This is a genomic window from Jiella flava, assembly GCF_017349315.1.
Taxonomy (GTDB): Bacteria; Pseudomonadota; Alphaproteobacteria; order Rhizobiales; family Rhizobiaceae; genus Jiella; species Jiella flava.
Genome location: NZ_JAFMPP010000020.1, coordinates 44,503 through 66,801 on the forward strand (window position 1 = coordinate 44,503; position 22,299 = coordinate 66,801).

Here is a 22,299-nt window from a genome sequence, read left to right on the forward strand (position 1 = left end):
GGCTCGCCGCTGCATTTGATTGGCCGCCTTACGTCGCGATGTAGCGGTCCGGGCGGTGGTTGATGGTCAAAAAGCCGTTCAGCACTAGGGCGCCGATCAGCGAGAAGATCACCGCGTGCCAGTCGACGACGAAGAAGGCGAGGGCAAGGATCGTCAGGTCGAAGGCAAGTTGCACAAAGCCGGCGCGGAAGCCGAAATTGTCCTGAAGGTAGATCGCCAAAATGCCGGCACCACCGAGGCTGGCGCGGTGGCGAAACAGCGCGAGCAGGGCGAAGCCGATCAGCAGGCCGCCGATCACCGCGCCGGCCAGCGGATCAATATAGCCGATCGAAAACACCTGGGGCAGCCAATAGGACACCAGCGACAACAGCGTGATGGCGGCAAAGGTCTTGATGGTGAAGGCGCGGCCCATGCGGCCGATGGCAAGCAGATAGAAGGGGATGTTGATCAGGAAAAAAGCGGTGCCGACATTGATGCCGAAGGCGTAGGAGACGATCAGCGCCAGCCCGGCAACGCCGCCGGTGAGAAATTTGAGGTGGGCCAGAATGGCGAGCCCAAGCGCGGCGAGCAGCACGCCGGTGAGAATCGCCTGGGCGTCCTCGGCCGGGGTGTGGTGGATGGCGGTGGCGCTCCAATCGCCGAACCGCGGTTTTCGCCGCAGCCTTGGGGCGTCGGTCGGAATGCGTCCCAGCGTCTCGTTCATGCGCGGCTCCGGTGGAAGACTGCAAAGCGTTCGGCGACGCTAGCGCTTGCATCGGCAAAGGAGAAGTGGGCCTTCCGTAGCAGGTCGCGACCGCCAAAGCTTCCGCCTCGCGCCGCTCGCCCTAACTCAGCGGTATGATCAAGCCGGAAAACCTTCTGCGCCCGACGCCCGAAGGGCTTTACTGCCCGCCCGGCGACTTCTTCATCGATCCGATCCGGCCGGTCGAACGGGCGCTGATCACCCATGGCCACGCGGATCACGCCCGTCCCGGGAGCGGCAAGGTGCTCGCCACCCGCCAGACCCTCGACATCATGGCGCTGCGCTATGGCGAGAATTTCGCCCGCGAGCGCCAGGCGGTCGGCTGGGGCGAGGCGCTGCGGATCGGCGACGTTACGGTATCGTTCCACCCGGCCGGCCATGTGCTCGGCTCGGCCCAGATCGCGGTCGCGCACAAGGGGCTGCGAATCGTCGCCTCGGGCGATTACAAGCGCCGTGTCGATCCCACCTGCCTGCCGTTCGAGCCGGTGCCCTGCGACGTCTTCATCACCGAGGCGACCTTCGCGCTGCCGGTGTTTCGTCACCCCGATACAGCGGCTGAGATCGGCAAACTGCTCTTTTCGCTGCAGCATTTTCCCGAGCGGGCGCATCTCGTCGGCGCCTACGCGCTGGGCAAGGCGCAGCGGGTGATCAAGCATCTGCGCGAGGCCGGCTATGATGCGCCGATCTATATCCACGGCGCGCTGAAGACGCTCTGCGCCTATTATCAGGATCAGGGCGTCGATCTCGGCAGGTTGCGCCCGGCGACCGTGGAGGGCGGCAAGAAGACCGATTTCGCCGGCGCGGTGATTGTCGGCCCGCCGTCGGCCTTTGCCGACAAATGGGCGCGGCGCTTTCCGGACCCGGTGGCCAGCTTCGCCTCGGGCTGGATGCGGGTGCGCCAGCGAGCCCGCCAGCGGGGCGTCGAGTTGCCGCTGATCATTTCCGATCACTGCGACTGGGACGAATTGACGGAGACGGTCGCGGAGCTTGCGCCCAGCCAGCTCTGGGTGACCCATGGTCGCGAGGAGGCCCTCGTGCGGTGGTGCGAGCTGCGCCAGTTGAGCGCCAAGCCGCTGCATCTCGTCGGCTACGAGGACGAGGCCGAGTAGGGGCGCGGCGCCTTATCGTCGCGCCGTCGATGCCAGCGTGTCGTGCCCGGGGTCACCGTCGTCCAGCGCATGCAGATCGGCCGCGGCGGAGCGGCTGCCGAGACGCATCGCGGTTTGAAGCAGGTCGCGGGCCTTGTCGCGATTGCGGGCAACGCCTTTGCCCGTCAGATAGAGCATGGCGAGGTTGCGCGTTGCGGCGGGGTTGCCGCGATCGGCGCCGAGCTGAAAGTAGGCGAGGGCCTTGGCTGTGTCGCGGGCGAGGCCGTCGCCGTCAAGATGCATCACCCCGAGATAGTTCGCGGCGTTGCCGCTTCCCGACGCCGATGCTTTCTGGAACCAGTCGGCGGCCTTGGCGCGGTCTTTCGCGGCCCCCTCACCGGCGAAATAGGCTTCGCCGAGCTTTTCCATCGCCACCACCGAACCCGCCTTCGCGGCGGTTGCGAAAAAGCCGAACGCGGCCGGCCGATCTTCGGTAACGCCGGCGCCGTTCCACAGATCGAAGCCGTAATTAAGGACGGCGACCGTCAGACCCTTCCCCGCCGCCTGGCGGTGAAGGGCGGCCGCACGCTCAAGATCGCGCTCCGGCCCGTCGGTCGATGCCAGGAGATTGGCAAGATCGTTCAGCACATGGGGATCGCCAGCTTTGGCCGCTTCGTTCAGCCAGCGGATCGCTTGACGCGCGTCTTTCGCCGCCCCAATGCCCTTGGCGTAGGCCGTCCCGAGCATGGCCTGGGCGGCGGGATCGCCGGCTGCAGCGGCTTGGCGGAACCAGACGACGGCGCCGGCGCGATCTTCGGCAACGCCCGCGCCGTTCCACATCAGAAAGCCGAGATTGCGCGCGGCCAGCGCGAGGCCGCCTTCGGCCGCGCGGCGATAAAGCAGCGCCGCCTGGCTGGCGTTTTGGGGGACGCCGTCGCCGGTCGCAAGCCGCACGGCGAGATCGTTTTCGGCGCGTGTGTTGCCTTGACTGGCGGCGCGCTTCAGGCCCGTCACCGGGGCGACGAGAACGATGGTCTTACCGTTGATTTGGAGCGTCAACCCCCAGCCGTCGCGGGTGACGATCGCATCGCGAACGGTCCCGCGAAAGGTGTCAGCGCCGTTGAAGTGGACTGCGTCCTTGACGATGACGACCCGGTCGTCGCCGAGCGTCACCAGTACGCCGCCGGGCGCCGATTGCAGGCTCTTGGAGTCGCCGCCGACGACCGTGACGCGGAGGCCGTCGGTGGTGACGGTGGCGAGCGGTTTTGCCGCGGCGTGTCCGAGCGACGCGAGAGCACCGAGCGAAAAGGCGAGGGTGATGAGAAGGATCAGCGGTCTCTGGCGAGCGCGGCACGGCGCGGCCGGCCGATACCGCGACCGGCGCCTTGCCTGCGGTTGCCAAGTCCTCATGGCGGTCTCCCGATTCCGTCGCCAGGGCGCAGTCGTGCGCTGAGTTTCGCGCAAAGCCTCGCAGCAAAGCGTGAAGCTTCCGCTACAGCATCGTGCTTCCCGAACATCGGAATCGATTTTCGGTAAGCACGATGCGTCGATTGAAAGAGTGAGAGCGTCCTGCCTGCGTCCGATAGGACGCAGGGCGCTCCAAGCCCGCGCTCGGTTGCCGAGCGGCTGAAGAACAGGAAAGAGAGACGTTCGGCCATGGACGACCAGGGGCCTCATCTGATCTAGAGTGGCGTCGTGGCACCAGCGTAAACTGGAGGAACCTTTTTCATGACGAAGATCGTCTTTCTCGATCGCGAGACCATCGGTCCGGACATCGAGCTCAGCAAGCCTTCGGGCGCCCATGAGTGGACGGAATATGCCGCGACGCCGCCCGAGGAGGTGGTCGCGCGGCTCAAGGGGGCCACGATCGCCGTCACCAACAAGGTGCCGATCCGCCGCGAAAGTCTCGATCAGCTGCCGGATCTGAAATTCATCACGGTGGCGGCGACGGGCTACGACGTCATCGATATCGAGGCCTGCCGCGAACGCGGCATCCCGGTGTCGAACGTGCGCGGTTATGCGGTGAACACCGTGCCGGACCATGCGATGGCGCTGATCCTCGCGCTGTCGCGCTCGCTGCCGGGCTATCGCCAGGACGTCATCGACGGCGCCTGGCAGACGGCCGGCCAGTTCTGCTTCTTCAACCATCCGATCTTCGATCTGGCGAATCGTAAGATCGGCATCATCGGCGAGGGCATCATCGGTCAGGGCGTGGCCCGGCGGGCCGAAGCCTTCGGCATGTCGGTGATGTTCGCCGCGCATAAGGGCGTCGACGGCCTGGGGCCGCTCTACACCCCCTTCGACGAGGTCATCGAGACCGCTGACATCATCACCCTGCATGCGCCGCTGACGCCGCGGACCCGCAACGTGATCGCCATGCCGGAGTTCGAGCGGATGCGGAAGAAGCCGCTGATCATCAACACCTCGCGCGGCGGGCTGGTCGATGAGGCCGATCTGGTCAAGGCCCTCGATCGCGGGTTGATTTCCGGCTTTGGCTTCGACGTTCTGACCAAGGAGCCGCCGGCGGCCGACAATCCGCTTTTGACGGTGCTGGATCGGCCGAACGTCATCGTCACGCCGCATGTCGCCTGGGCCAGCAACGAGGCGATGGGCGAAGTTTGGCGGCAGGTGATCGACAGCATCGATCGCTTCGTCACCGGCGATCCGGTGCGCCGGGTGGTGTAAGGCCGCGGCGCGCTGCGGCGCGCTGCTGCGCGTCATGCCGGCAGCCGGACCAGCGCGCGCAGGCCGCCGAGCTGGCTGTCGGAGAGCAGGATATCGCCGCCATGGGCGCGGGCGATGTCCCGGGCGATGGCGAGGCCGAGACCGGTGCCGCCGGCGTCGAGATTGCGGGCGCCGTCGAGCCGCACGAAGGGCTTGAACACCTCCTCGCGCTGGTTCGGCTCAATCCCCGGGCCGTCGTCCTCGATCGCCACCGACAGCCAGCGCGAATCGTGGCTGACGGTGAGCTGCACCGTCTCGGCGTGGCGCATGGCGTTGGCGACCAGATTGGCGATCATTCGCGAAAAGGCATCGGGTCGCACCGTGACGCGCGGATCGCCATGGATCTCAAAGGTCAGCGTCTTGCCCTTCAGCGCGGCTTCAGCCTTATAGCGCTCGATCAGCGGCTCAAGGTCGATCTCGCTGACATCTTCCCCGACCTCGCCCTTGGCGAAGGCGAGATAGCCTTCGAGCATGCGCTGCATCTCGTCGATGTCGGCGTTCAACTCGTCCTGGTCCTCGCCTTCGCCGAGCAGTGCGAGCTGCAGGCGAAAGCGGGTCAGGACGGTGCGGAGATCGTGGCTGACGCCGTTCAGCATGCGGGTGCGCTGCTCGATCTGGCGCTCGATCCGGTCGCGCATTTGGATGAAGGCGACCGAGGCCCGCCGGACTTCCGAGGCGCCGCGCGGCCGGAAATCCGGCGGCATCGGCTTGCCACGGCCGAAATCCTCGGCGGCGGCGGCGAGCGCCTGGATCGGCCGGATCTGATTGCGCAAAAACAGGATGGCAATCACCAACAGCACCAGCGAGGTGCCGACCATCCAGACGAGGAAGATGTGGGTGTTGGAGGCATAGGCGGAATTGCGCCGGGCGAAGACGCGGAGGATGCCTTTGTCCATCCGGATGCGGATTTCGACGATTTTCGAATTGCCGACAGTGTCGATCCAGAACGGCAAACCGATCTGGTTGGTGATCTGTTCGGACAGGATGCCGTCGAGGATGTTGAAGAACGGCTTGGGGGCCGGCGGCGGCAGCGGGGCCGGCGGCAGCAGCGAGACGTTGAGGTCGAGGCGTCTGCGGGCGATGTCGAAGACCTGATTGAGATCGGCTTGGCTATCGCTCTCATTGACGAGATCGACGACCGCCGCGACGTCCTGGACCACGGCCTGGGAAAGGCGCTCGGTCACCATCGCCCAATGCCGCTCCATGAAGACGACGGTGACGACGCATTGCAGCAGAATCATCGGCGCGAGGATAATGATCAGCGAGCGGGGATAGAGACCCTTCGGCATGTAACGTTGGACGAGGCGAGGGATCGGTCGCAGCGGTCCGCGCCAGATATTGATCCGGCTCGGCGCCCGATTGACGCTCGCCTCGACGAGACGGCCGATCCGCTCCGACGGCAGTCTGGCACGCAGCTCGCGCAGGGTGAGTGGCCGGCCTGCGCGCTTGCGGGCGCGGAAAATGCGGTCGATCAGGGTCATCGCCAAGTTTAGCCCGTTTCGATGACACCGCGAAATCGCCGTGCCGATCGTGGGGCACGGGCGCGGCGGCGGTGATGCTGGCGCTGCGGCGGCTGGTTCAGTCGATGTTCAGCCGGTAGCCGATGCCGCGCACCGTCTGCAGCCAGAGCGGATTGGTCGGATCCGACTCGATCTTGCGCCGCAGGCGATTGATCTGGACGTCAACGGTGCGCTCACCGACGTCGCTTTCCTCGCCAAGCAGATCAAGCCGTGGGATCGTTTCGCCGGGCTTGGCGGCAAATTGGCACATGATCTCCTGTTCGCGGTCGGTCAGGCGGATGACCTCCGAGCCGCGCTTCAGTTCGCGTCGTGAGAGATAGAAGGTGAAGGGGCCGAAGCGGACATGCTCCAGTTTCGTCACCGGCTGCTGGCTGCCGCGCTTCAAAATATTGTTGATCCGCAGCAAGAGCTCGCGCGGATCGAAGGGCTTCGACAGATAGTCGTCGGCGCCGGCCTCCAGGCCCTCGATGCGGTCTTCGGTTTCCGAACGGGCGGTCAGCATGAGGATCGGCGCATCGCGGCTCTTGCGCACCGAGCGGACCAGGTCGACACCGTTTTCGCCGGGCATCATCACGTCGACGACGACGAGATCGAAGTCGAGACCGCCGAGAATCCGCCGCGCTTCCGCGGCATCAGCCGCGACCGACACCCGGAACCGACGTTCGGCCAGAAAGCGCGACAGCAGTGACCGGATCCGGCGATCGTCGTCGACGATCAGAATATGCGGCGCGTCGTCATCGATGGCGTTTGTGGCTTCGGGGAGGATGTCGGCGGATTCGCTCATTCCGGATCTTTCCAACTGATGTCCTGACGTTCGAACCAATCGCGGGCCGCTTCACGATCGGAAGCCATGGCCTTGAGGAAGGCTGCGATCGGTCGCATGTCCTCGTCACTGGTCATGGTCAAAGCCGCATCGATCCGTCGGACCTGTGCCCGCGACAGCTCGACGGCAAGCTTGCGGCCCTTCTCTGTCGGATAGAGGCGGCGCTGACGCCGATCCTCGTCGCCGGGAATTTGGACCACGAAATTCTCGTCAATCAGCTGCCGCAGCACCCGCGACAGCGACTGCTTGGTGATTTGCAGGATGTCGAGCAGCTCGGCGATGGTCAGGCCCGGCGCGCGATTGACGAAATGCAGCACCCGGTGATGGGCCCGGCCGAAACCGTAGCGGACGAGAATGGAATCGGCGTCGGCCGTGAACTCCCGATAGGCGAAGAACAAGAGCTCGATGACGCGAAAATCGAGGAGGCCCTGGGTCGGGAGCGGATCGCGAACGATGTCGCAGTCGTTTTCACGGGGCGGCTCGATGCGAACGGCGGAGGTTTCCATAAGATAGGTCAGTACAGTTGACGTAATTTGGCTTTATTGTTACACCGGCATCATGGATGTGGAAACAGCGCGATACCGCTCAGGCGGCACCGAGCCTCAAAACATTAATCGCCGTCCTTTCACGTTGCGCTCGCCCGTTTTTGCCCGCAGCGTGATGCTACGTCCAACGGCAATCTAGGGAGAGCGTCGGATTCGACGCTGAAAACACTATGAGCGCGGTTCCATTTGATCAACTCGAGGGCGAAATCTGGTTCAATGGCGAGTTCGTCGCCTGGAAGGACGCCAAGATTCATGTGCTGACCCATGGTCTGCACTATGCCAGTGCTGTCTTCGAAGGGGAACGGGCCTATGGCGGCGAAGTCTTCAAGCTGCGCGAGCATACCGAGCGGCTGATCGAGTCGGGTCGCATTCTCGGCTTCAAGCTGCCTTATGCCGCCGACGAGATCGATGCTGCGACGAACGAGCTTTTGGTCCGCCAGGGCTTCAGCGACGCTTACGTTCGGCCGATCGCCTGGCGCGGATCGGAGATGATGGGCGTTTCGGCCCAGAAGAATAAGATCAACGTCGCCATCGCGATTTGGCAGTGGCCGAGCTATTTCGATCCAGAGCAGAAGATGAAGGGCATCCGGCTGGACCTGGCCGAGTATTGCCGGCCTGATCCGAGGACCGCGCCGTCGAAGTCGAAGGCCGCGGGGCTCTACATGATCTGCACGATCTCCAAGCATGCCGCTGAGGCCAAAGGCTATGCCGACGCGCTGATGCTCGACTGGCGCGGTCAGGTGGCCGAGGCGACCGGTGCCAATGTGTTTTTCGTCAAGGACGGCGTGATCCATACGCCGAAGCCTGATTGTTTCCTCGACGGCATCACCCGGCGCACGGTCATCGGGCTGGCCAAACGTCGCGGCCTCGAGGTGGTCGAGCGGGCGATCATGCCGGAGGAGCTGCCGGGCTTTTCCGAGTGTTTCCTTACCGGCACCGCCGCCGAGGTGACGCCGGTCTCCGAGATCGCTGATTGGCGGTTCACGCCGGGCGAGATCTCCAAGCGTCTGGTCGAGGACTACACCGCCGAGGTGACGCCAAAGCGCGTGGCGGCCGAGTAGGCCTCGCCCTTTATCGAACGAGGAGCGGCCCGAAGAGCGACAGGCTTTTCGGGCCGCATCGCTTTTCGCCCCCTGATCGCCCATTGATCGAAGGATGCCGCAAGGCCATGATCCCCTGGGAGCATTTGCAGACCGCCGCCATTCCCGGCGATACCGGCGAATTGCGGCTGATGCGGCGTGGCAGCGAATTGTCGATCATGCTCGGTGCCAACGAGCTGATGAACAGCCGGCTCAGCGGCTCCGAGGAGGCGCTTGCAACGCTCGCCCTCGACGCGATCGCCGACAAGCCGGCGCCGGTGATCCTGATCGGTGGGCTCGGCATGGGTTTTACGCTGCGCGCCGTTCTGGCGGCTGCGCCGCAGCGGGCGCGGATCGTCGTCGCCGAGTTGGTGCCGGATATCGTCGCCTGGGCGCGGGACGAGATGGCATCGATCTTCGGCGGCTGTCTTGATGAGCCGCGGGTTGAGATCGTTATCCGCGACGTCGCAGCGGTAATCGCGGCCGAAACAGCGAGGTTTGATGCGATCCTGCTCGATGTCGACAACGGCCCCGACGGGCTGACCAGCGCGGCGAACGATCAGCTCTACGACGCCAGCGGCCTCGGCATCGCGCGACGGGCGCTGAAGAAGGGCGGCGTCCTGGCGGTGTGGTCGGCCCATCCTTCGCCAAGCTTTGCCGCTCGTTTGCGCCAGACCGGTTTTGCGAGCGAGGAGCATCGGGTGCGCGCCAACCGCAAGGGGCGCGGCGCCAAGCATGTGGTCTGGCTCGGCATCAAGCCGGGCGGCTGATCGGTTGTGCCTGGCGCCCGGCCGTGACCCGGCCGTCGGCCTGTTCTAAACAGAGGCGACGATCCCTGTTTCTCTCGCCTATCGAGGCCAACTTGACTCAACTCAGCGCTCAGATCATTCCGGTTACACCGTTTCAGCAGAATTGCTGCATCCTCTTCGATGCCGACGACAAGGTGGGGGTGGTGATCGATCCGGGCGGTGAGGCCGATCACATTTTCGCAGCGGTCAAAGAGCTTGGAATCGATCTGACGGCGATCTGGCTAACCCATGGCCATCTCGATCATGCCGGCGGCGCGATGGATCTCAAAAGCCTGGCCGGCGTGCCGATCGTCGGGCCACATCGAGACGACCAGATGCTGCTCGAATCGATCGAAGAACAGGCGATGATGTTCGGCGCCGGCACGGGGATGAAGAACTGCGCTCCCGATCGCTGGCTGGAGGAGGGCGACAGCTTGACCGTCGGCAGTCATGTATTCGAGGTGTTTCACACGCCCGGCCATGCGCCGGGGCATGTGATCTTTTTCCACCGGGCGGCCCGCTTTGCTCACCTCGGCGACGTGCTGTTTGCCGGCTCGATCGGCCGGACCGATCTGCCTGGCGGTGATCACGCGACACTTTTGCGCTCGATCGAGGACAAGGTGCTGCCGCTCGGCGATGACGTTGGTTTCCTCTGCGGCCATGGCCCCGGTAGCCGTATTGGCGATGAGCGACGAACCAATCCGTTCCTGCGATAAGGCTGTGGCCGGGTGGCCTCAAGCCAACCGGCACGCGGGCCTATTTCAATGAGTCCGACGCGTCGCGACGCGTGTAGCCGTGGGCGATGCGGATGATCTTGGCGCCGCCGTGCCAGATGATCTCGATGCCCTCGGGCGGGATCTGCCGGCGGTCGAGACGTTCGCGGGCAACGTCGATGATTTTCGGCTGGCTCAACGGGCGGCTGATCGTCACGCCCAAACCGTCCGCGCTGCCCGCGAATGACGTGTCGCCTTCATGGTCGTCGACATCGGCGGTGATGAAGGCGAAGGAGCCGCGCTCGCTGATCCTCGCCGGCTTGACGATGACGTGACGCAACTGCGCGATGTTGGTCTCGCGGATGATCTCGACGCCGTTACGCTTGACGATCGCCGGCGGCATGGTGCCGCCATCTTCGACGAAGTCTTCTCGTTCGTTGGTGGAGCCCATATCCGGCGTGGTGCCGAGATTGTCCTCTCGGTAATCCTCCAGAGCACCGCCACCGCTCAGTTGGTCGATGCCGCTGATCCCGCGATCGCCGGGATCGCTGATCGGGATCTTGCGTCCGTGAGAGCCCCGCCGGCTCGCCTCCGGGGTCAACCGCACGCTGCCGCCATCGCGCAGGAAGCGCTCTTGCCCCGTGATTTCATGGCCGGAAGCTGCTGTGCGGGACGACGGCTGCGCATCGGCATGGGGTGTGAGCGCGCCGCCGGCGAAAGCGATCGCCCCAAACGTCGTCAGGGCGAACAGTCCGAATCGAGCCATGTCGCACTCCCTGGGTAAGGATTGATTAACCTTACGGGAGAGCAGCAGGTTTCATGCCAGCTATTCTTGCGTCGAAACGACGCAAAACTGCCCGCGAGCGTCTCGCTGCGGGACGGTGGACCAGATTTGCGACGCGGATTGACATGGCGCGGCGCCGCTGTCGGCTGGCGCGCGGTCATCTCTGACCCCGGTCAATGTCGGCCAGGAGGCTGGCCGCGTGGCAACCCCATGGCCGGCCCCAAAATCAAGGAGTTGGAGCGACCTGTCTGCGTCCGACAGGACGCAGGGCGCTCTACAGCATCGGCCCGACAATCGGAATCGATTTTCGGCAAAGCCCGATGCGTCGATTCAAAGGGTGAGAGCGACCTGTCTGCGTCCGACAGGACGCAGGGCGCTCTAATGGCTGGCGGACGGGTCGAGCAACGGCAAGACCTGATCGGCGAACTGATTTTCGAGCGTGGCGGTGATCGCGGTCAGTCTGGTCAGCTCTTGGCGCTCGTCGGGATCGCTGAGGGTCTGGCTCAACGGTGCCGCCATCTTGCTCAACGCGGCATCGGCATCCTGGAACTCGGCCGTGGCGGAGTCGACGAAATAGCTCTTTTCTTCGGGCAGAAGGGACTGCAGATCGGCGGCGACGAATAGATCCCGCAGACCGGAAAAGTCCGCCTGCAGCGATGTCAGAGTCTCACCTGCCTGACCAAACAGCATGGCCTTCCGGGCGACGGGCTTGCCGTTCGCGTCGATGGTCAGCTGCAGCCGTTGATCGTGAATGGTCTGAAAGCCGTGGATGAAGATCTCGACGATTGCTCGCAAGGCGTCGTCCGCAGTGCGATAGGTTGCATTGTCGGGCTGGGGGTCGGTCATTTGCTCGACGATGCCGCCATTGTCCTGCGCCCAGCCGGCCTCGATCGCCTGGCTGATCGCGACGAGGTTGTCGGCAATCGCTTGGCCATAGCTGCAGCGATAGGCGCCGCTTGTGCCTGCCAGCTGGTCTGAATCCTTGCCGGAGAGCACGTATTCGAGTGCGCCCAGCCCCTGGACTGCGGCCGACTTGCCCGCCAGATCCTGGGGGGTCGTCGCGTCCGCGTCCTCGTTCTGGAGGATCGTTCGAATCTGCCTCAGGTTGGTGTTGTGATCACCCGGGAAGGACAGGATCCGCTTGTCGCGATTGTTCTTCGTAACCGGGCCGAACTGCACGAACTCGACGCGCGCCCAGGCGTTGACAAGGCGGCTGAACGCATCGCGGGCCCCCTCCAGATTTTCACCGGCCGGCAGTTTGCACAGGTCGCGCATCGCCTGCTGGGTTTCTTCGGCCGCGTCGCCGAACACCGCGTAGCCCGGCCGAATGCTGCCGTCGATGACGTTCCAGACGACGTCGAGCTTTTTCTGATCCGAAATGGGTGGCGGCTCCATGGCGCTGACCTCAGCCTCGACGCGTGATGGAAGGGCGGCGAGCGTCAGACAGCTCAGCAGGACGCTGGCAAGTGGAGCGCGGGCAAACCGGCGCGGCGACAGGAGCGATAAGGATGAGGAGAAAAAAGCGCAGGACATGGGGCTTTCCGAAATCAATGCCGAGCCGGGTCATTCCGGGGTCCGCTTTGGACGGAGCGAAAAAGGCGCTCGGCCGCCTTGGCGCTGCAGCTTATGACCCTTTGTCATCATGGAGAAGCCGGCAGGGATCCACAAGGCGGACGCAAGCCGTCAAAGAGTGGCGGATCTTCGCCTGGATGTTGTCATGGCGCGCGCTGCTCAATCAAGATTTCCCGCACAGCGTTCCAGGAATGCCAAGAAGCGCGCGGCACCGATTTCCACCGGGCCGGAATTGTCGATCTCGGCCCGGTGCCAAACCAAGGCGGGAAGATCCAGCGGCGCTTCCCGCTCGACCCGCGTCATCGCGGCGGCCCGGTCTTCGCGGCCGCGCTTGAGAATGCGTTCGACGAGCAGCGGTTTGGCGACGGTGATATGCGCGACGGCCAGCCTGGGAAAGACGGCCGCCGCGTCCGGGATCATCCGCCGGGAGATGTTGGCGACGACGATCTGGCCTTCGGCCACCTGGTGCAGAAGGCTGCGGTCGAGACCATAGCCCAGACCGTGCGCCCGCCAGGAGAGCGCGAAGTCGTCGGCATTCTCGCGCCGCTCGAATTCGGCCTCGTCGATTTCGGCGTGGTCCTCGGCGTCGGGCGTGGCGGTCCTTGTGATGAAGCGGCGGGCGAAGTGAAAGCGTGGGATGCCGGCGAAATGCCGGGCGGCAATTCCGATTAACGTGTCCTTGCCGGCCCCGCTCGGGCCGACGACGGCGACGAAGGCTCCTGTCGAGTGAACCTTGTGTCGGTCAGACGACACGGCGGCCCTCCCGATAGACGCTGGCGACGAAAGGCGGGCGATCGTCGCGCTGGCTGCGCACCCGGACGAGATCGGCGCGCTTGCCGACGGCGATCTCGCCGCGATCGTCGAGGCCGACGGCCCCTGCGGGGTTGGCGGTCACCAGCCGGATCGCGCCCGGCAGATCGATCACGCCCTGACGGGCCAGGGAGAATGCTGCCAAAAGCATCGAGAAGGGCACATAGTCCGAAGACAGGATGTCGAGATTGCCGTTGGTCAAAAGGTCATGTGCGGCGATGTTGCCGGAATGGGAGCCGCCCCGCACGATGTTCGGCCCGCCCATCAGAACGCTGAGACCGGCCCTGCGCGAGGCCGCTGCCGCTTCCATTGTCGTCGGGAATTCGGCGATCTTGATGCCGAATTCCAGCGCCTCGTGGACGTGGGCTTCGGTCGCGTCGTCATGGGACGCAAGGGTGATGTTGCGCTGGCGGGCGAGGCCGGCGATCGCCTGTCGCGACGGGTCGGCATACTGGGTGGACTCGGCGATCCGGCGCTCGATAAACGCCCCGAAGTCCTGATCGGACAGGCCCTTTTTTCGTTGATAGTAGGTTCGGTAGGCGTCCAGATTGACGAATTGGCGCTGGCCGGGAGCATGGTCCATCAACGAGGCGAGACGAACGCGCGGATTGGTCGACAGCCGCTCGAAGCCCTCCACCGCGTCGGGCGCCGAGACCTCGCAGCGCAGATGGACGAAATGTTCGGCCCGGGTGCTGCCGTTGTCGCAGGCGTCGGTGATGGTTCGCGACAGCGCGTCCATGGCATCGACGGTCAGCCGAGCGTCTTCGTCGGTGCCGACCCGCACCGCGTCGAACACCGTTGTAATGCCGGATGCGGCGATCTGCGCGTCGTGGGCCTGAACCGCCGCGAACATGTCCCAATAAACCTTGGGGCGGGGCATGTAGTGGCTTTCGATGTGATCGGTGTGGAGTTCGACAAGACCGGGGATGAGAAGATCGCCGTTCATGTCCTCACCTTCGGCATCGCCTTCGGCGACCTCGGCGATCAGGCCATCCCGGATGACGACATGCCCCGCGATCTCGTGGTCGGACAGGACGATGCGGGCGTTGGACAGGACCAGTTCAGACATCGACGGCTTCTCGTTGGGGCGGCAGACGATCAGTGCGCGGGTTTGCTCGAAATGCCGGCAACGGGGCGTCCGAGGCGGGCGATTGCAGGTCAGAGGCAGGCTGCGTCCGGGGATCCAAGGATATCGGCCGAAGCGTAGCGGGACGTGGCCGATTCGCACAGCGAAACGGCGATCGCGGCCGTGGCTGATGCCGGATCGTTCGTCGGCGAGGGGCGCGCCCCTCAGCCATCGATGAAGATCGGGTTCGACCAGGCGTGCCGGCCGTCCATGTCGCAAATGACGACGCGGCCCCAGTCTCCGGCAAAGCGCCCCGTGGGCAGCGTGGCCTCGCTCAGGCTACCATCCTCGACATAGCGGTCTTCGGCCCGGCTGCCACGTCCGACCAGCGCGATGAGGCGCACCTTCGATGTGGTCACCTTGAGCCCGCCATCGACGGTTTCGATCGCCTCGATCGTCGGCCCTTGGGTCGAATAATAGCGACCCGCCTTCATCGCCTCGACCAGAGCGGCCGGCTCATTGTGCTCGCTCTTGACCATCATCCAGCCGCCGCCGGCGTCAAAGATGCGCAGATGCGCATCATCGCTGGCATAGCCGGTGAGGTGGCTGTAGCCTTCATTGATCAGCTGATCGAGCAGCATGGTGCCATCGCCCCGGGCCACCTCCATGGCGCAGCCGGTGTTCCAGATTTCCACGGCATGGGCGATGTCGGCGAGTGCGCGGCCGTCCTCGATGGTCAGGGAGGACCACTGCGGATGGGCGATGCCGACGAAGGCGCCGGCTTCGCGAGCCCGGGCGGCGAGCGACTCCATGCGCTCATCGGGGGAGGGCGGGGTAAAGTCGGCCGGGAGGCCGCAGGCGACGACGTGCCAGATTTCGCCCTGGCTGTTTTCCGGCGCGTGAATCTCGGCGCCGAGAATCATCGTCAGTCCGCGATTGCGATAGGCATTGGTACTGGTGATCGGGAAGTCGAATCGCTCCAGAAAGTGATCCGACAGGCAAAGGAAGTCGTAGCCCATCGACTTGTACAGTTCGCACACCTCTTCCGGCGAACGGGCGCCGTCGGAGCGGGTGGAGTGGGTGTGAATGTTGCCGCGGTAGAACCGCCCTGCTGCCGAGAATGCGTCGCGACCGTCCATGTCCTGCTCGATCCGTGATGTTCGAAAACCGAGCGGTTCTTCGCGCCGATCGATGACGTTGCGATGACATGACCTTTCTCGCTGTCATGGCTGTGTCATCGCCGCGATAATGAAACGTCACGTGAGGGCGCTAAAGGTCAATGATCAGGATCGGATCGAAAGGCCGTCCCGTTCCCGGATCGTCCCGAGTGGATTGAATTTGGCATTTGAATCCCGGTTGGGGTCGTCCATCGAATTCAATGTCAGATACGAAAAATCCACTCGGATCATAACCTTGGCTCGTGGTCTTTTCGATTTCGACATGTGCTGAGCGGTCTCCACACCACGGGACCAAATGTCGGGATCGGACCACTCGTGTTATCCCATGGGATCACTGCATGACCCTCGCGCCTTCGATCGCTCGCCGTTCGTTGCGGAAGGCCGTCGCTGCATCCGCTTTGTTGTTCGCTGCGCCGGCGATTTTCAGCCAGGCCGGTTTCGGTCAGACCTCCGGGGCGGCCCCTGTTTTCGCCTGGGGTGGCTGTGTCCTGCCGCAAAGCGTGGTGCAGGTCGAGAAGCACACCGGGATCAAGATCAATCTGAAAACCGACGGCTCCAACGACAACCTCGCCAATCTCCGGTGGGGGCAGTCTGAGACGCTGTTCGTATCTGCAGGGCAGCAGAAAGATGCCGACCGTCTTACCCCCAGGTCCTCAAGCGGGTGACGATCGGCTCTCGGCTTGCCGCACGATGGATGCGGCGCCGGCGCGCGCAAATCTGAAGTCTTGCGCGCCGGACTGCAATGCAAAGCCCTGTCTGTTTTTGTCGGGCTCTTCTGCTTCGAAGGTGACGTGAATTGGACCTGTTGGAATCGGTCGTAAAAAACAGCCGCGCAAACACAGACAGATCAAGGAACGAGGCAACGCCGCGCTTGTCTTACGCGGCGACCATCGAGGGTCGGCTGATGCGCAATCTGTCGCTCGGTCTCGAAGCGATGACCGGCCGTCGGCGCTTGGAAAGACTTTACCGCGACTACAAGGCTGATCCGGCGCGCGGCGACTTCTTCGCCGAGGCGATCGCCCGCATGGAGATCGTGATCGCGGCCCGGAACGTCGCGCAGATCCCGCGCGAGGGGGCGCTGGCGGTCGTCGCCAACCATCCTTATGGCGCCATGGACGGAATTGCTCTGGCCTGTCTGATGAGCCGGGTGCGGGGCGATGTAATGATCATCGCCCATGCGGCGCTGGCGCGGGTGCCGGAGCTTGCGGAACGACTGTTCGCGATCGATTTTTCTGGCAGCCGCGTGGCCGAACGAGCCAATGTCCAGGCGCGGGCCGGCGCGCTCGCCCATCTCAAACGTGGCGGTTGCCTCCTGGTCTTTCCCGCCGGGGCGGTGATGACGACGCCCCATGCCTTTGCTCGGCGCGCCGTCGAATGGAACTGGGGCCCGCTGTCGGCGCGGCTGATCATGCGATCGGGGGCGCGGGTTTTGCCGGTTTATGTGCCCGGTCAGAATTCCCGACTGTTTCAGGTCGCCAGCCATCTCTCGCAGTCGCTGCGTTATGCGCTGCTGTTTCATGAGGCCGCCCGGATGATCGGCGGGCGGATCGACCTGCATGTCGGCCGGGTGATCGAGCCGCAGGCGATCACCGGATTTAGCGATGCGATCGCCTTGACCGACTGGCTGCGCTGGCAGGTGTTTTCGCTGGCGTCGACGCGGCGGCCGGAGACGGGAGATCCCTTGATCCAGATGTTCGAAGATGCGGCCTGCGAGACGGGCGTCATGTCGGCGATCTGAGCGAGGGTTCGGAAGGCCGCAAGCGCAGGCGATCGCTGGCCGAGGGGGAAAATGCGCATGGACGGAAAATGCGGCGAACTCCCGGACATCGCCATGGTCTCCAATGGCAATCTGTCCGTTCAGCCGACCGATCTGTCGATCGCGGCGGGGGAGCTTCATTCGGTCCTCGGGCCGTCGGGCTGCGGCAAAGCCACGCTTTTGGGATCTTGCCGGGCTCCTTGCGGCAGAAGTCGGGCCGCGTCCTGATCGGCAGCGAGCGAGTCGACCATCTGCCGGCCAATCGTCGGCCGACGGTGATGATTTTTCAGAGCCTCGCTTTGTTGCCGCGGATAAGCGTCGGCGACAATGTCGCTTTTGAGCGGGCATCGCCAGCGCCTCGCCGTGGCGCGGCGCTGGCGGTGGAACCTGCGGTGCTGTGCCTTGACGAGCCGCTCACCGATCTCGATCCGACGTTGCGCAAGCATAGGCGCACCGAGCTGCGTGCTTTACAAAAGGGCACTGGCGTCACCTTCATCTCCATCACCTAGAGCGCCCTGCGTCCTGTCGGACGCAGAAAGGTCGCTCTTACCCTTTGAATCGACGCATCGTGCTTTGCCGAAAATCGAGTCCGATTTTCGGGCCGATGCTGTAGGATCAGGGTGAAGCACTCGCCATATCCGACCGAATCTCGGTGATGAGTTGCGGCCAGATCGATCAGGTGGGAACACCGCGCGAGATCTACGATGCGCCGGGACCGCCTCTGCGGCCGCATCATCATGCACAGAAAGACGATCACCATCTCGACCGTCATGGCCGGTCAAAGGCGCGGTATCAATGAAATCGACGACGGCACTTCGATCGTCAGCTCCATGGCCGATGATCTGGGATAGATCGACCTGGAACAGAGACCCTTGCAAACCATCGACAATCCGTTCGGCACGAGATTGTCACCCAGGTCTTCGGGACAATCTGTTACCTATGTCGTCGGTATGGACACGCTGGACGGTGGTGACCCCGGCAGGATTCGAACCTGCGACCATCGGCTTAGAAGGCCGGTGCTCTATCCACTGAGCTACGGGGCCGGGTCTTTGCCTCTTGACCCGCCGGCCTTTGATCGCAAGGCCGGCCGATATGATCGATCTGCCGCATCCGCCACAGTGACCCGGTCACAGCCCCATTGCCTCATCGGCCGGATGCCTCCGGGTGGCCCTCGTGCGGACCCTTAACGGTTTCTCAATGGGTCCAGGGCTGGCGCCGATCGTATTTGAAATTGTCGGAATAGGCGACCCGCGCGCGCTTCGGCGCATGGGCCTCTTCGACACGGTAGGCAATGTCGTTGCGCTCGGCGTATTCGGTCGCTTCTTCCAGGGTGTCGAAGGTCAGCTTGATCTGCGAGCGCATGTCACGCGACGAGGTGTATCCCATCAGCGGCTCGACGGCCTTCGGCGCTTCGGGCTCGAATTCCAGCACCCAGAGATGCGTCTTTGCCTTTCCCGACTGCATGGCGGTCCGAGACGGTCGAAAGATGCGTGCAACCATGGTGGCCTCGTGTGTCGCTGTCCCGCGCGGTCAGGCCTGACATGTGCTGGTCGGAGCGGCAGGATTCGAACCTGCGACCCTCTGGTCCCAAACCAGATGCGCTACCAGACTGCGCTACGCTCCGCACACGAGGGGCCTGCCTCGCGTCAAGCGGTCTGCCGGGCTTTGCGCGTCAAGTCAAGCGACAACTCCGGCCGGCTGCATCAAACCCTCAGACGGTCTGGCAATTGTGGATTTCAAGGCCGCATCGGTTGCGGCATCATTCGCCCTGAATAGCCGTGCTGTCGAGCCGGTCGCCGAGCGAAACGTCATAGCGTGCCGCTGCGCCGCCATTCAGTTCCAAGACGTATCGGACCGGTCTTTCGGAGGGGATGATATCGAGCGAAAGCGGCTGCGCGTTGGTCTTGATGGTGACGATCTTGCCGTGTTCGTCCATGAACAGCATGTCGAGCGGAATCAGGGTGTTCTTCATCCACATTGCGACATCGCGGGTCTCGTCGAAACGAAACAGCATGCCGTGGTCTCGGGGCAGCGACTCGCGGTTCATCAGGCCGACCTCACGCTCCTTCGGGGTGACGGCAAGCTCGATCCGGATCGGATGGCGCCCGCTCTTGGTGACGATGGTGGCATCGATGAGGTCGCCGCCGGCAAACGCGCCGGCCACATATCCCGCGATCGCCAGGGCGAGGGCGGCGATCACCACGCGGCCGAAAACGGTCTTTGATGTCATCAGATCATCCCGGTGCGTTCGGCGCGGCCGGCTCCTCACTGGCGTGTCCGGGTGCGCTGACCCGATCGGGCGCAACGCACCGATTCTGTCATTTTACGCGCTGCGGGATCGGGCGTGAAGCCTTGCCGACCGGTCCGGGACATGGGGTGTGAACAAGCTTGGTGCTGGCCTGAACGGTCACGCTGCAAGCGGCTGCGGAACGACACCGCGAGGATGTCAGTGAGTGACGGGGCCGCCGCTGCCGGTCGCCGGCAGGATCTCGGCTGCCATCAAGCCCTTTTCGCCGGCGCCGTAGCGCACCAGCACTTCCTGGCCGGGCCGCAGCTCGGACAATCCGAAGCGACGCAAGGTTTCCATGTGAACAAAAATGTCGGCCGTGCCGTCGCCGCGGGTCAGGAAGCCATAACCGCGGGTGCGGTTGAACCACTTGACCACGGCGGTGACGAGATCGCTGGTCGCCACGACGCTGATATGGGTGCGCGACGGCGGCATCTGCGCGGGATGGACGGCGGTCGAACTGTCCATCGACAGGATGCGAAACGCCTGCAGCCCCTTGTCGCCGCGCTGGACTTCGCAGACGAGCCGCGCACCTTCCGGAGCGGCGGAATAGCCGTCCCGTCGAAGGCATGTCACATGCAGCAAAATGTCGGGCCCCGGGCCGTCGGGAACGATAAAGCCGAAACCCTTGGAGGCATCGAACCATTTGATGCGGCCGGAGACGACGTCGAGGCCGACTTCGGGGCCGTCCGTCTTGTCGTCACCGGCACGGATCCGTCCAGAGAGTCTTTCCGGCATTCGGGGGTTCCGCCTTTTACGCCAACCGAATCACGAATGTGAAATCTAGCATTAACTGTCCCATGTCGGGCAAGAGGCCGTAGAGGAAAATGGCAGTTTTCGCCCGGCTTTCTGTCGCATTTTAAAGCGCTGAAGTCGATGCGGCGCAATGGAAAGCAACGGCTTGCGGTTCTCGCATCAAGGGCAAATTTTCAAAATGCTGATCGCGCGATACACGCTTGAGGCACAGGCTGCGATCGGTGGCGACCCGGCCGTTTCCTGTCAATCAGGCTTTCAAAATTTCTTGCTCCAGTTGTCTATCGACAATATTCGTATTTCTTTGGTGGCGGCCGAGACGCGGGGGCTGACGCGAAAAGCTGGCGGATCAAAACGTCGGCGTCTGGCGACGGGTCGCAGGCCTGGGACGACGAAATTTGTTGGACGTTCCAATTGACCGTGGGACTGGAACCAACCTCGTCGTCGCCGGTTCAAGCTCCGAGGCACCAAAAATCAATTGAAAAACAAGACTCAGGGAGAAACGTCATGAACAAGCTCGCGATTATTGCGTCGACGCTCACGCTCTCGGCGGCGACGTTCGCCTCGGGGGCCGCGCTCGCCGATTGCGCTTCTGATCTCGCCTCGATGCGGTCGGAAATGGGGCAAAGCGCGTCGGCCGACACAGGCATGGCAATGTCGGGCGATCACGCTATGAAGGACGAAGGGATGACGTCCGACATGTCGGCGTCGTCCTCGATGTCGAGCGATACCAATATGCCGTCTAATGCCGGTGATGCGGCGATGAACTCATCGGCGAGCGGCAACGCCGCGACCTCGGATTCGAGTTCGTCGGATTCGCAGTCGATGAGCGCTTCGTCCGACGCCTCCGCCGATGCCAAGGCGACGGGCAAGCTGAGCGGTGTCGCGCCGACCGCGCAATTGGGCAAGGAGGCCGGCGCGACTGGCGATACGGCGGCCGACAAGGCGGCGATGCAGGCCAACCAGGATGCGATGGGCAAGGATAAGGGCGAGGCGTCCGCGTCGGAGTCCGGCTCGGGTGACGATTCGCAGATGGCAACTGCGTCGACGTCGACGTCGAATTCGGATGCGACGAGCGCCGACGGAGCGAGCGGCAACGAGATGGTGAGCGCCCATCTGGCGGCGGCGCAGACGGCGCTCGATGCCGGTGATGAAGATGCCTGCATGGCCGCTCTGAAGGCCGCGAAATCGGCGATGTAAGCCGAGGCATCGCTCCGGCCCGGCGCATGCCTCAGCCCCGCGCCGGCCAATGGACGATCCAAGCAAAAGCGGGAGCGGCGGCGCTTCCGCTTTTCTGTTTGGCTGCGAACGGTCTGTCGACTGGCGCGCGGCGGCGATGCGCAATCGCAAAATCTGCCGTATTGAGGACTTGGCGCTGATGGTTTGACGCCTAGCCTATTCGCCTGGAGGGTGTCTCGACATCGCTCCGGCCCCTGCTGGGGGCGCGATCGGCGTTTGCGATGCGCTGGTTGATGCCGCGCACCGGTCGCCTCGCGGCGTCGGCGCGGCATGAGGAAGCGCGTTCGGCGCGTGGTTTCCTCCACCCGGCAGGGCAGGCTCACGGTCGTCAGCCCCCCGTTCATTCAACGTCAGGACAAGACACATGCGTTATCTGCACACCATGGTCCGCATCACCGATATCGACGCGTCGCTCGATTTCTACTGCAACAAGATGGGGCTCGTCGAAACCCACCGCAGCGACAGCGAAAAGGGGCGCTACACGCTGATCTTCCTCGCCGCGCCGGGCGATTTGCCGGACGCTGCGGAGGCCAAGGCACCGCTGATGGAGCTGACCTACAATTGGGATCCGGAAAATTATTCAGGTGGGCGCAATTTCGGCCATCTCGCCTTCGAGGTCGACGACATCTACGAGACGTGCCGGCGCCTGAAGGATGCCGGCGTTACCATCAATCGCCCACCCCGCGACGGCCGCATGGCTTTCGTAAAGTCGCCTGACAACATCTCATTTGAGTTGCTGCAAAAGGGCAATGCGAAAGAGCCGGCTGAGCCGTGGTCCTCTATGGAAAATACCGGAAGCTGGTAGAACCACTTTTCATTTCCTTGCGAGAAC

General features: G+C 63.9%; 24 protein-coding genes, 2 tRNA genes and 1 pseudogene. 12 read left to right on the top strand and 15 right to left on the bottom strand.

The genetic code is table 11. The features are described from left to right. Positions 1–28 precede the first annotated feature (28 nt). A complete protein-coding gene (locus tag J1C48_RS17465) occupies positions 29–703 on the bottom strand; it encodes a YitT family protein (RefSeq protein ID WP_207259290.1) in 675 nt (224 codons plus the stop codon). A gap of 134 nt (positions 704–837) precedes the next feature. On the opposite strand from J1C48_RS17465, the gene J1C48_RS17470 reads away from it, so the two are divergent. After that, complete coding sequence (locus J1C48_RS17470; RefSeq protein ID WP_207259291.1) at positions 838–1,851, top strand: ligase-associated DNA damage response exonuclease; 1,014 nt, start codon at positions 838–840, stop codon at positions 1,849–1,851. Between the two features lie 12 nt (positions 1,852–1,863). On the opposite strand, the gene J1C48_RS17475 is transcribed toward J1C48_RS17470, so the two are convergent. Beyond that, positions 1,864–3,240 (bottom strand): tetratricopeptide repeat protein, encoded by a 1,377-nt coding sequence (locus J1C48_RS17475; protein ID WP_207259292.1) that lies wholly within the window; start codon positions 3,238–3,240, stop codon positions 1,864–1,866. Between the two features lie 318 nt (positions 3,241–3,558). On the opposite strand from J1C48_RS17475, the gene J1C48_RS17480 reads away from it, so the two are divergent. After that, positions 3,559–4,515, top strand: coding sequence for a D-2-hydroxyacid dehydrogenase (locus tag J1C48_RS17480; protein WP_207259293.1), 957 nt, complete (start codon positions 3,559–3,561; stop codon positions 4,513–4,515). 32 nt (positions 4,516–4,547) lie between these two features. Here the strand turns inward: J1C48_RS17480 and J1C48_RS17485 are convergent, their stop codons facing one another. From J1C48_RS17485 to J1C48_RS17495, 3 genes are all read right to left on the bottom strand, one after another. Further along, positions 4,548–5,843 carry an ATP-binding protein gene (locus J1C48_RS17485; RefSeq protein WP_207259322.1) on the bottom strand — a complete coding sequence of 432 codons (1,296 nt, stop codon included), beginning with the start codon at positions 5,841–5,843 and terminating at the stop codon, positions 4,548–4,550. 289 nt (positions 5,844–6,132) lie between these two features. Further along, positions 6,133–6,858, bottom strand: coding sequence for a response regulator (locus tag J1C48_RS17490; protein ID WP_207259294.1), 726 nt, complete (start codon positions 6,856–6,858; stop codon positions 6,133–6,135). Then, complete coding sequence (locus J1C48_RS17495) at positions 6,855–7,403, bottom strand: MarR family winged helix-turn-helix transcriptional regulator (RefSeq protein ID WP_207259295.1); 549 nt, start codon at positions 7,401–7,403, stop codon at positions 6,855–6,857. Before J1C48_RS17495 ends, J1C48_RS17490 begins: the two co-directional genes overlap by 4 nt. 209 nt (positions 7,404–7,612) lie before the next feature. Here J1C48_RS17495 and J1C48_RS17500 point away from each other — a divergent pair, with 209 nt between their 5' ends. The 3 genes from J1C48_RS17500 to J1C48_RS17510 all read left to right on the top strand — a co-directional run bounded on the left by J1C48_RS17500 (position 7,613) and on the right by J1C48_RS17510 (position 10,025). Beyond that, positions 7,613–8,503, top strand: coding sequence for a branched-chain amino acid aminotransferase (locus J1C48_RS17500; RefSeq protein ID WP_207259296.1), 891 nt, complete (start codon positions 7,613–7,615; stop codon positions 8,501–8,503). A gap of 107 nt (positions 8,504–8,610) precedes the next feature. Next, entirely contained in the window at positions 8,611–9,291 is a 681-nt protein-coding gene (locus J1C48_RS17505) for a spermidine synthase (protein WP_207259297.1), read from the top strand. Between the two features lie 92 nt (positions 9,292–9,383). Then, positions 9,384–10,025, top strand: coding sequence for an MBL fold metallo-hydrolase (locus J1C48_RS17510; protein ID WP_207259298.1), 642 nt, complete (start codon positions 9,384–9,386; stop codon positions 10,023–10,025). Positions 10,026–10,065: 40 nt separating this feature from the next. Here J1C48_RS17510 and J1C48_RS17515 read toward each other — a convergent pair whose 3' ends face one another. The 5 genes from J1C48_RS17515 to J1C48_RS17535 all read right to left on the bottom strand — a co-directional run bounded on the left by J1C48_RS17515 (position 10,066) and on the right by J1C48_RS17535 (position 15,393). Then, entirely contained in the window at positions 10,066–10,788 is a 723-nt protein-coding gene (locus tag J1C48_RS17515) for a hypothetical protein (protein ID WP_207259299.1), read from the bottom strand. A 396-nt stretch (positions 10,789–11,184) separates the two neighbouring features. Continuing rightward, the gene (locus J1C48_RS17520; protein ID WP_207259300.1) at positions 11,185–12,339 is read right to left on the bottom strand and encodes an imelysin family protein; all 1,155 of its coding nucleotides are present in this window, start codon (positions 12,337–12,339) and stop codon (positions 11,185–11,187) included. Positions 12,340–12,537: 198 nt separating this feature from the next. Further along, positions 12,538–13,131, bottom strand: a complete 594-nt coding sequence (phnN, locus tag J1C48_RS17525) for a phosphonate metabolism protein/1,5-bisphosphokinase (PRPP-forming) PhnN (protein WP_207259301.1) — start codon at positions 13,129–13,131, stop codon at positions 12,538–12,540. After that, positions 13,121–14,257 carry an alpha-D-ribose 1-methylphosphonate 5-triphosphate diphosphatase gene (locus J1C48_RS17530; RefSeq protein ID WP_207259302.1) on the bottom strand — a complete coding sequence of 379 codons (1,137 nt, stop codon included), beginning with the start codon at positions 14,255–14,257 and terminating at the stop codon, positions 13,121–13,123. The genes phnN and J1C48_RS17530 overlap by 11 nt, the downstream gene beginning before the upstream one ends. A gap of 221 nt (positions 14,258–14,478) precedes the next feature. Then, positions 14,479–15,393: a CehA/McbA family metallohydrolase gene (locus J1C48_RS17535; RefSeq protein WP_207259303.1), complete on the bottom strand. Its 915-nt coding sequence runs from the start codon at positions 15,391–15,393 to the stop codon at positions 14,479–14,481. A 377-nt stretch (positions 15,394–15,770) separates the two neighbouring features. Here J1C48_RS17535 and J1C48_RS17540 point away from each other — a divergent pair, with 377 nt between their 5' ends. The 4 genes and pseudogenes from J1C48_RS17540 to J1C48_RS19305 all read left to right on the top strand — a co-directional run. Then, complete coding sequence (locus J1C48_RS17540; RefSeq protein WP_207259304.1) at positions 15,771–16,097, top strand: hypothetical protein; 327 nt, start codon at positions 15,771–15,773, stop codon at positions 16,095–16,097. A gap of 206 nt (positions 16,098–16,303) precedes the next feature. Then, a complete protein-coding gene (locus J1C48_RS17545; RefSeq protein ID WP_207259305.1) occupies positions 16,304–17,170 on the top strand; it encodes a 1-acyl-sn-glycerol-3-phosphate acyltransferase in 867 nt (288 codons plus the stop codon). A gap of 218 nt (positions 17,171–17,388) precedes the next feature. Then, the gene (locus tag J1C48_RS17550; protein WP_207259306.1) at positions 17,389–17,697 is read left to right on the top strand and encodes an ATP-binding cassette domain-containing protein; all 309 of its coding nucleotides are present in this window, start codon (positions 17,389–17,391) and stop codon (positions 17,695–17,697) included. Positions 17,698–17,910: 213 nt separating this feature from the next. Next, a pseudogene (locus J1C48_RS19305) lies at positions 17,911–18,108 on the top strand (hypothetical protein); the annotation flags it as partial. A gap of 47 nt (positions 18,109–18,155) precedes the next feature. On the opposite strand, the gene J1C48_RS17555 reads toward J1C48_RS19305, so the two are convergent. The 5 genes from J1C48_RS17555 to J1C48_RS17575 form a co-directional block, all read right to left on the bottom strand. Continuing rightward, positions 18,156–18,231 (bottom strand) — tRNA-Arg (locus J1C48_RS17555). 151 nt (positions 18,232–18,382) lie between these two features. Beyond that, positions 18,383–18,688, bottom strand: a complete 306-nt coding sequence (locus J1C48_RS17560) for an ETC complex I subunit (protein ID WP_207259307.1) — start codon at positions 18,686–18,688, stop codon at positions 18,383–18,385. A gap of 47 nt (positions 18,689–18,735) precedes the next feature. Further along, a tRNA-Pro gene (locus tag J1C48_RS17565) sits at positions 18,736–18,812 on the bottom strand. Positions 18,813–18,947: 135 nt separating this feature from the next. Further along, positions 18,948–19,418, bottom strand: coding sequence for a DUF192 domain-containing protein (locus J1C48_RS17570; protein ID WP_207259308.1), 471 nt, complete (start codon positions 19,416–19,418; stop codon positions 18,948–18,950). 216 nt (positions 19,419–19,634) lie between these two features. Further along, complete coding sequence (locus tag J1C48_RS17575) at positions 19,635–20,213, bottom strand: cold-shock protein (RefSeq protein WP_207259309.1); 579 nt, start codon at positions 20,211–20,213, stop codon at positions 19,635–19,637. Positions 20,214–20,361: 148 nt separating this feature from the next. Between J1C48_RS17575 and J1C48_RS17580 the strand changes: the two genes are divergently transcribed. The 3 genes from J1C48_RS17580 (at position 20,362) to J1C48_RS17590 (ending at position 22,272) form a co-directional block, all read left to right on the top strand. Continuing rightward, positions 20,362–20,646: a hypothetical protein gene (locus tag J1C48_RS17580; protein ID WP_207259310.1), complete on the top strand. Its 285-nt coding sequence runs from the start codon at positions 20,362–20,364 to the stop codon at positions 20,644–20,646. Then, positions 20,643–21,428, top strand: a complete 786-nt coding sequence (locus tag J1C48_RS17585; protein WP_207259311.1) for a hypothetical protein — start codon at positions 20,643–20,645, stop codon at positions 21,426–21,428. The genes J1C48_RS17580 and J1C48_RS17585 overlap by 4 nt, the downstream gene beginning before the upstream one ends. A gap of 403 nt (positions 21,429–21,831) precedes the next feature. Then, a complete protein-coding gene (locus tag J1C48_RS17590; RefSeq protein WP_207259312.1) occupies positions 21,832–22,272 on the top strand; it encodes a VOC family protein in 441 nt (146 codons plus the stop codon). Positions 22,273–22,299: the final 27 nt, after the last annotated feature.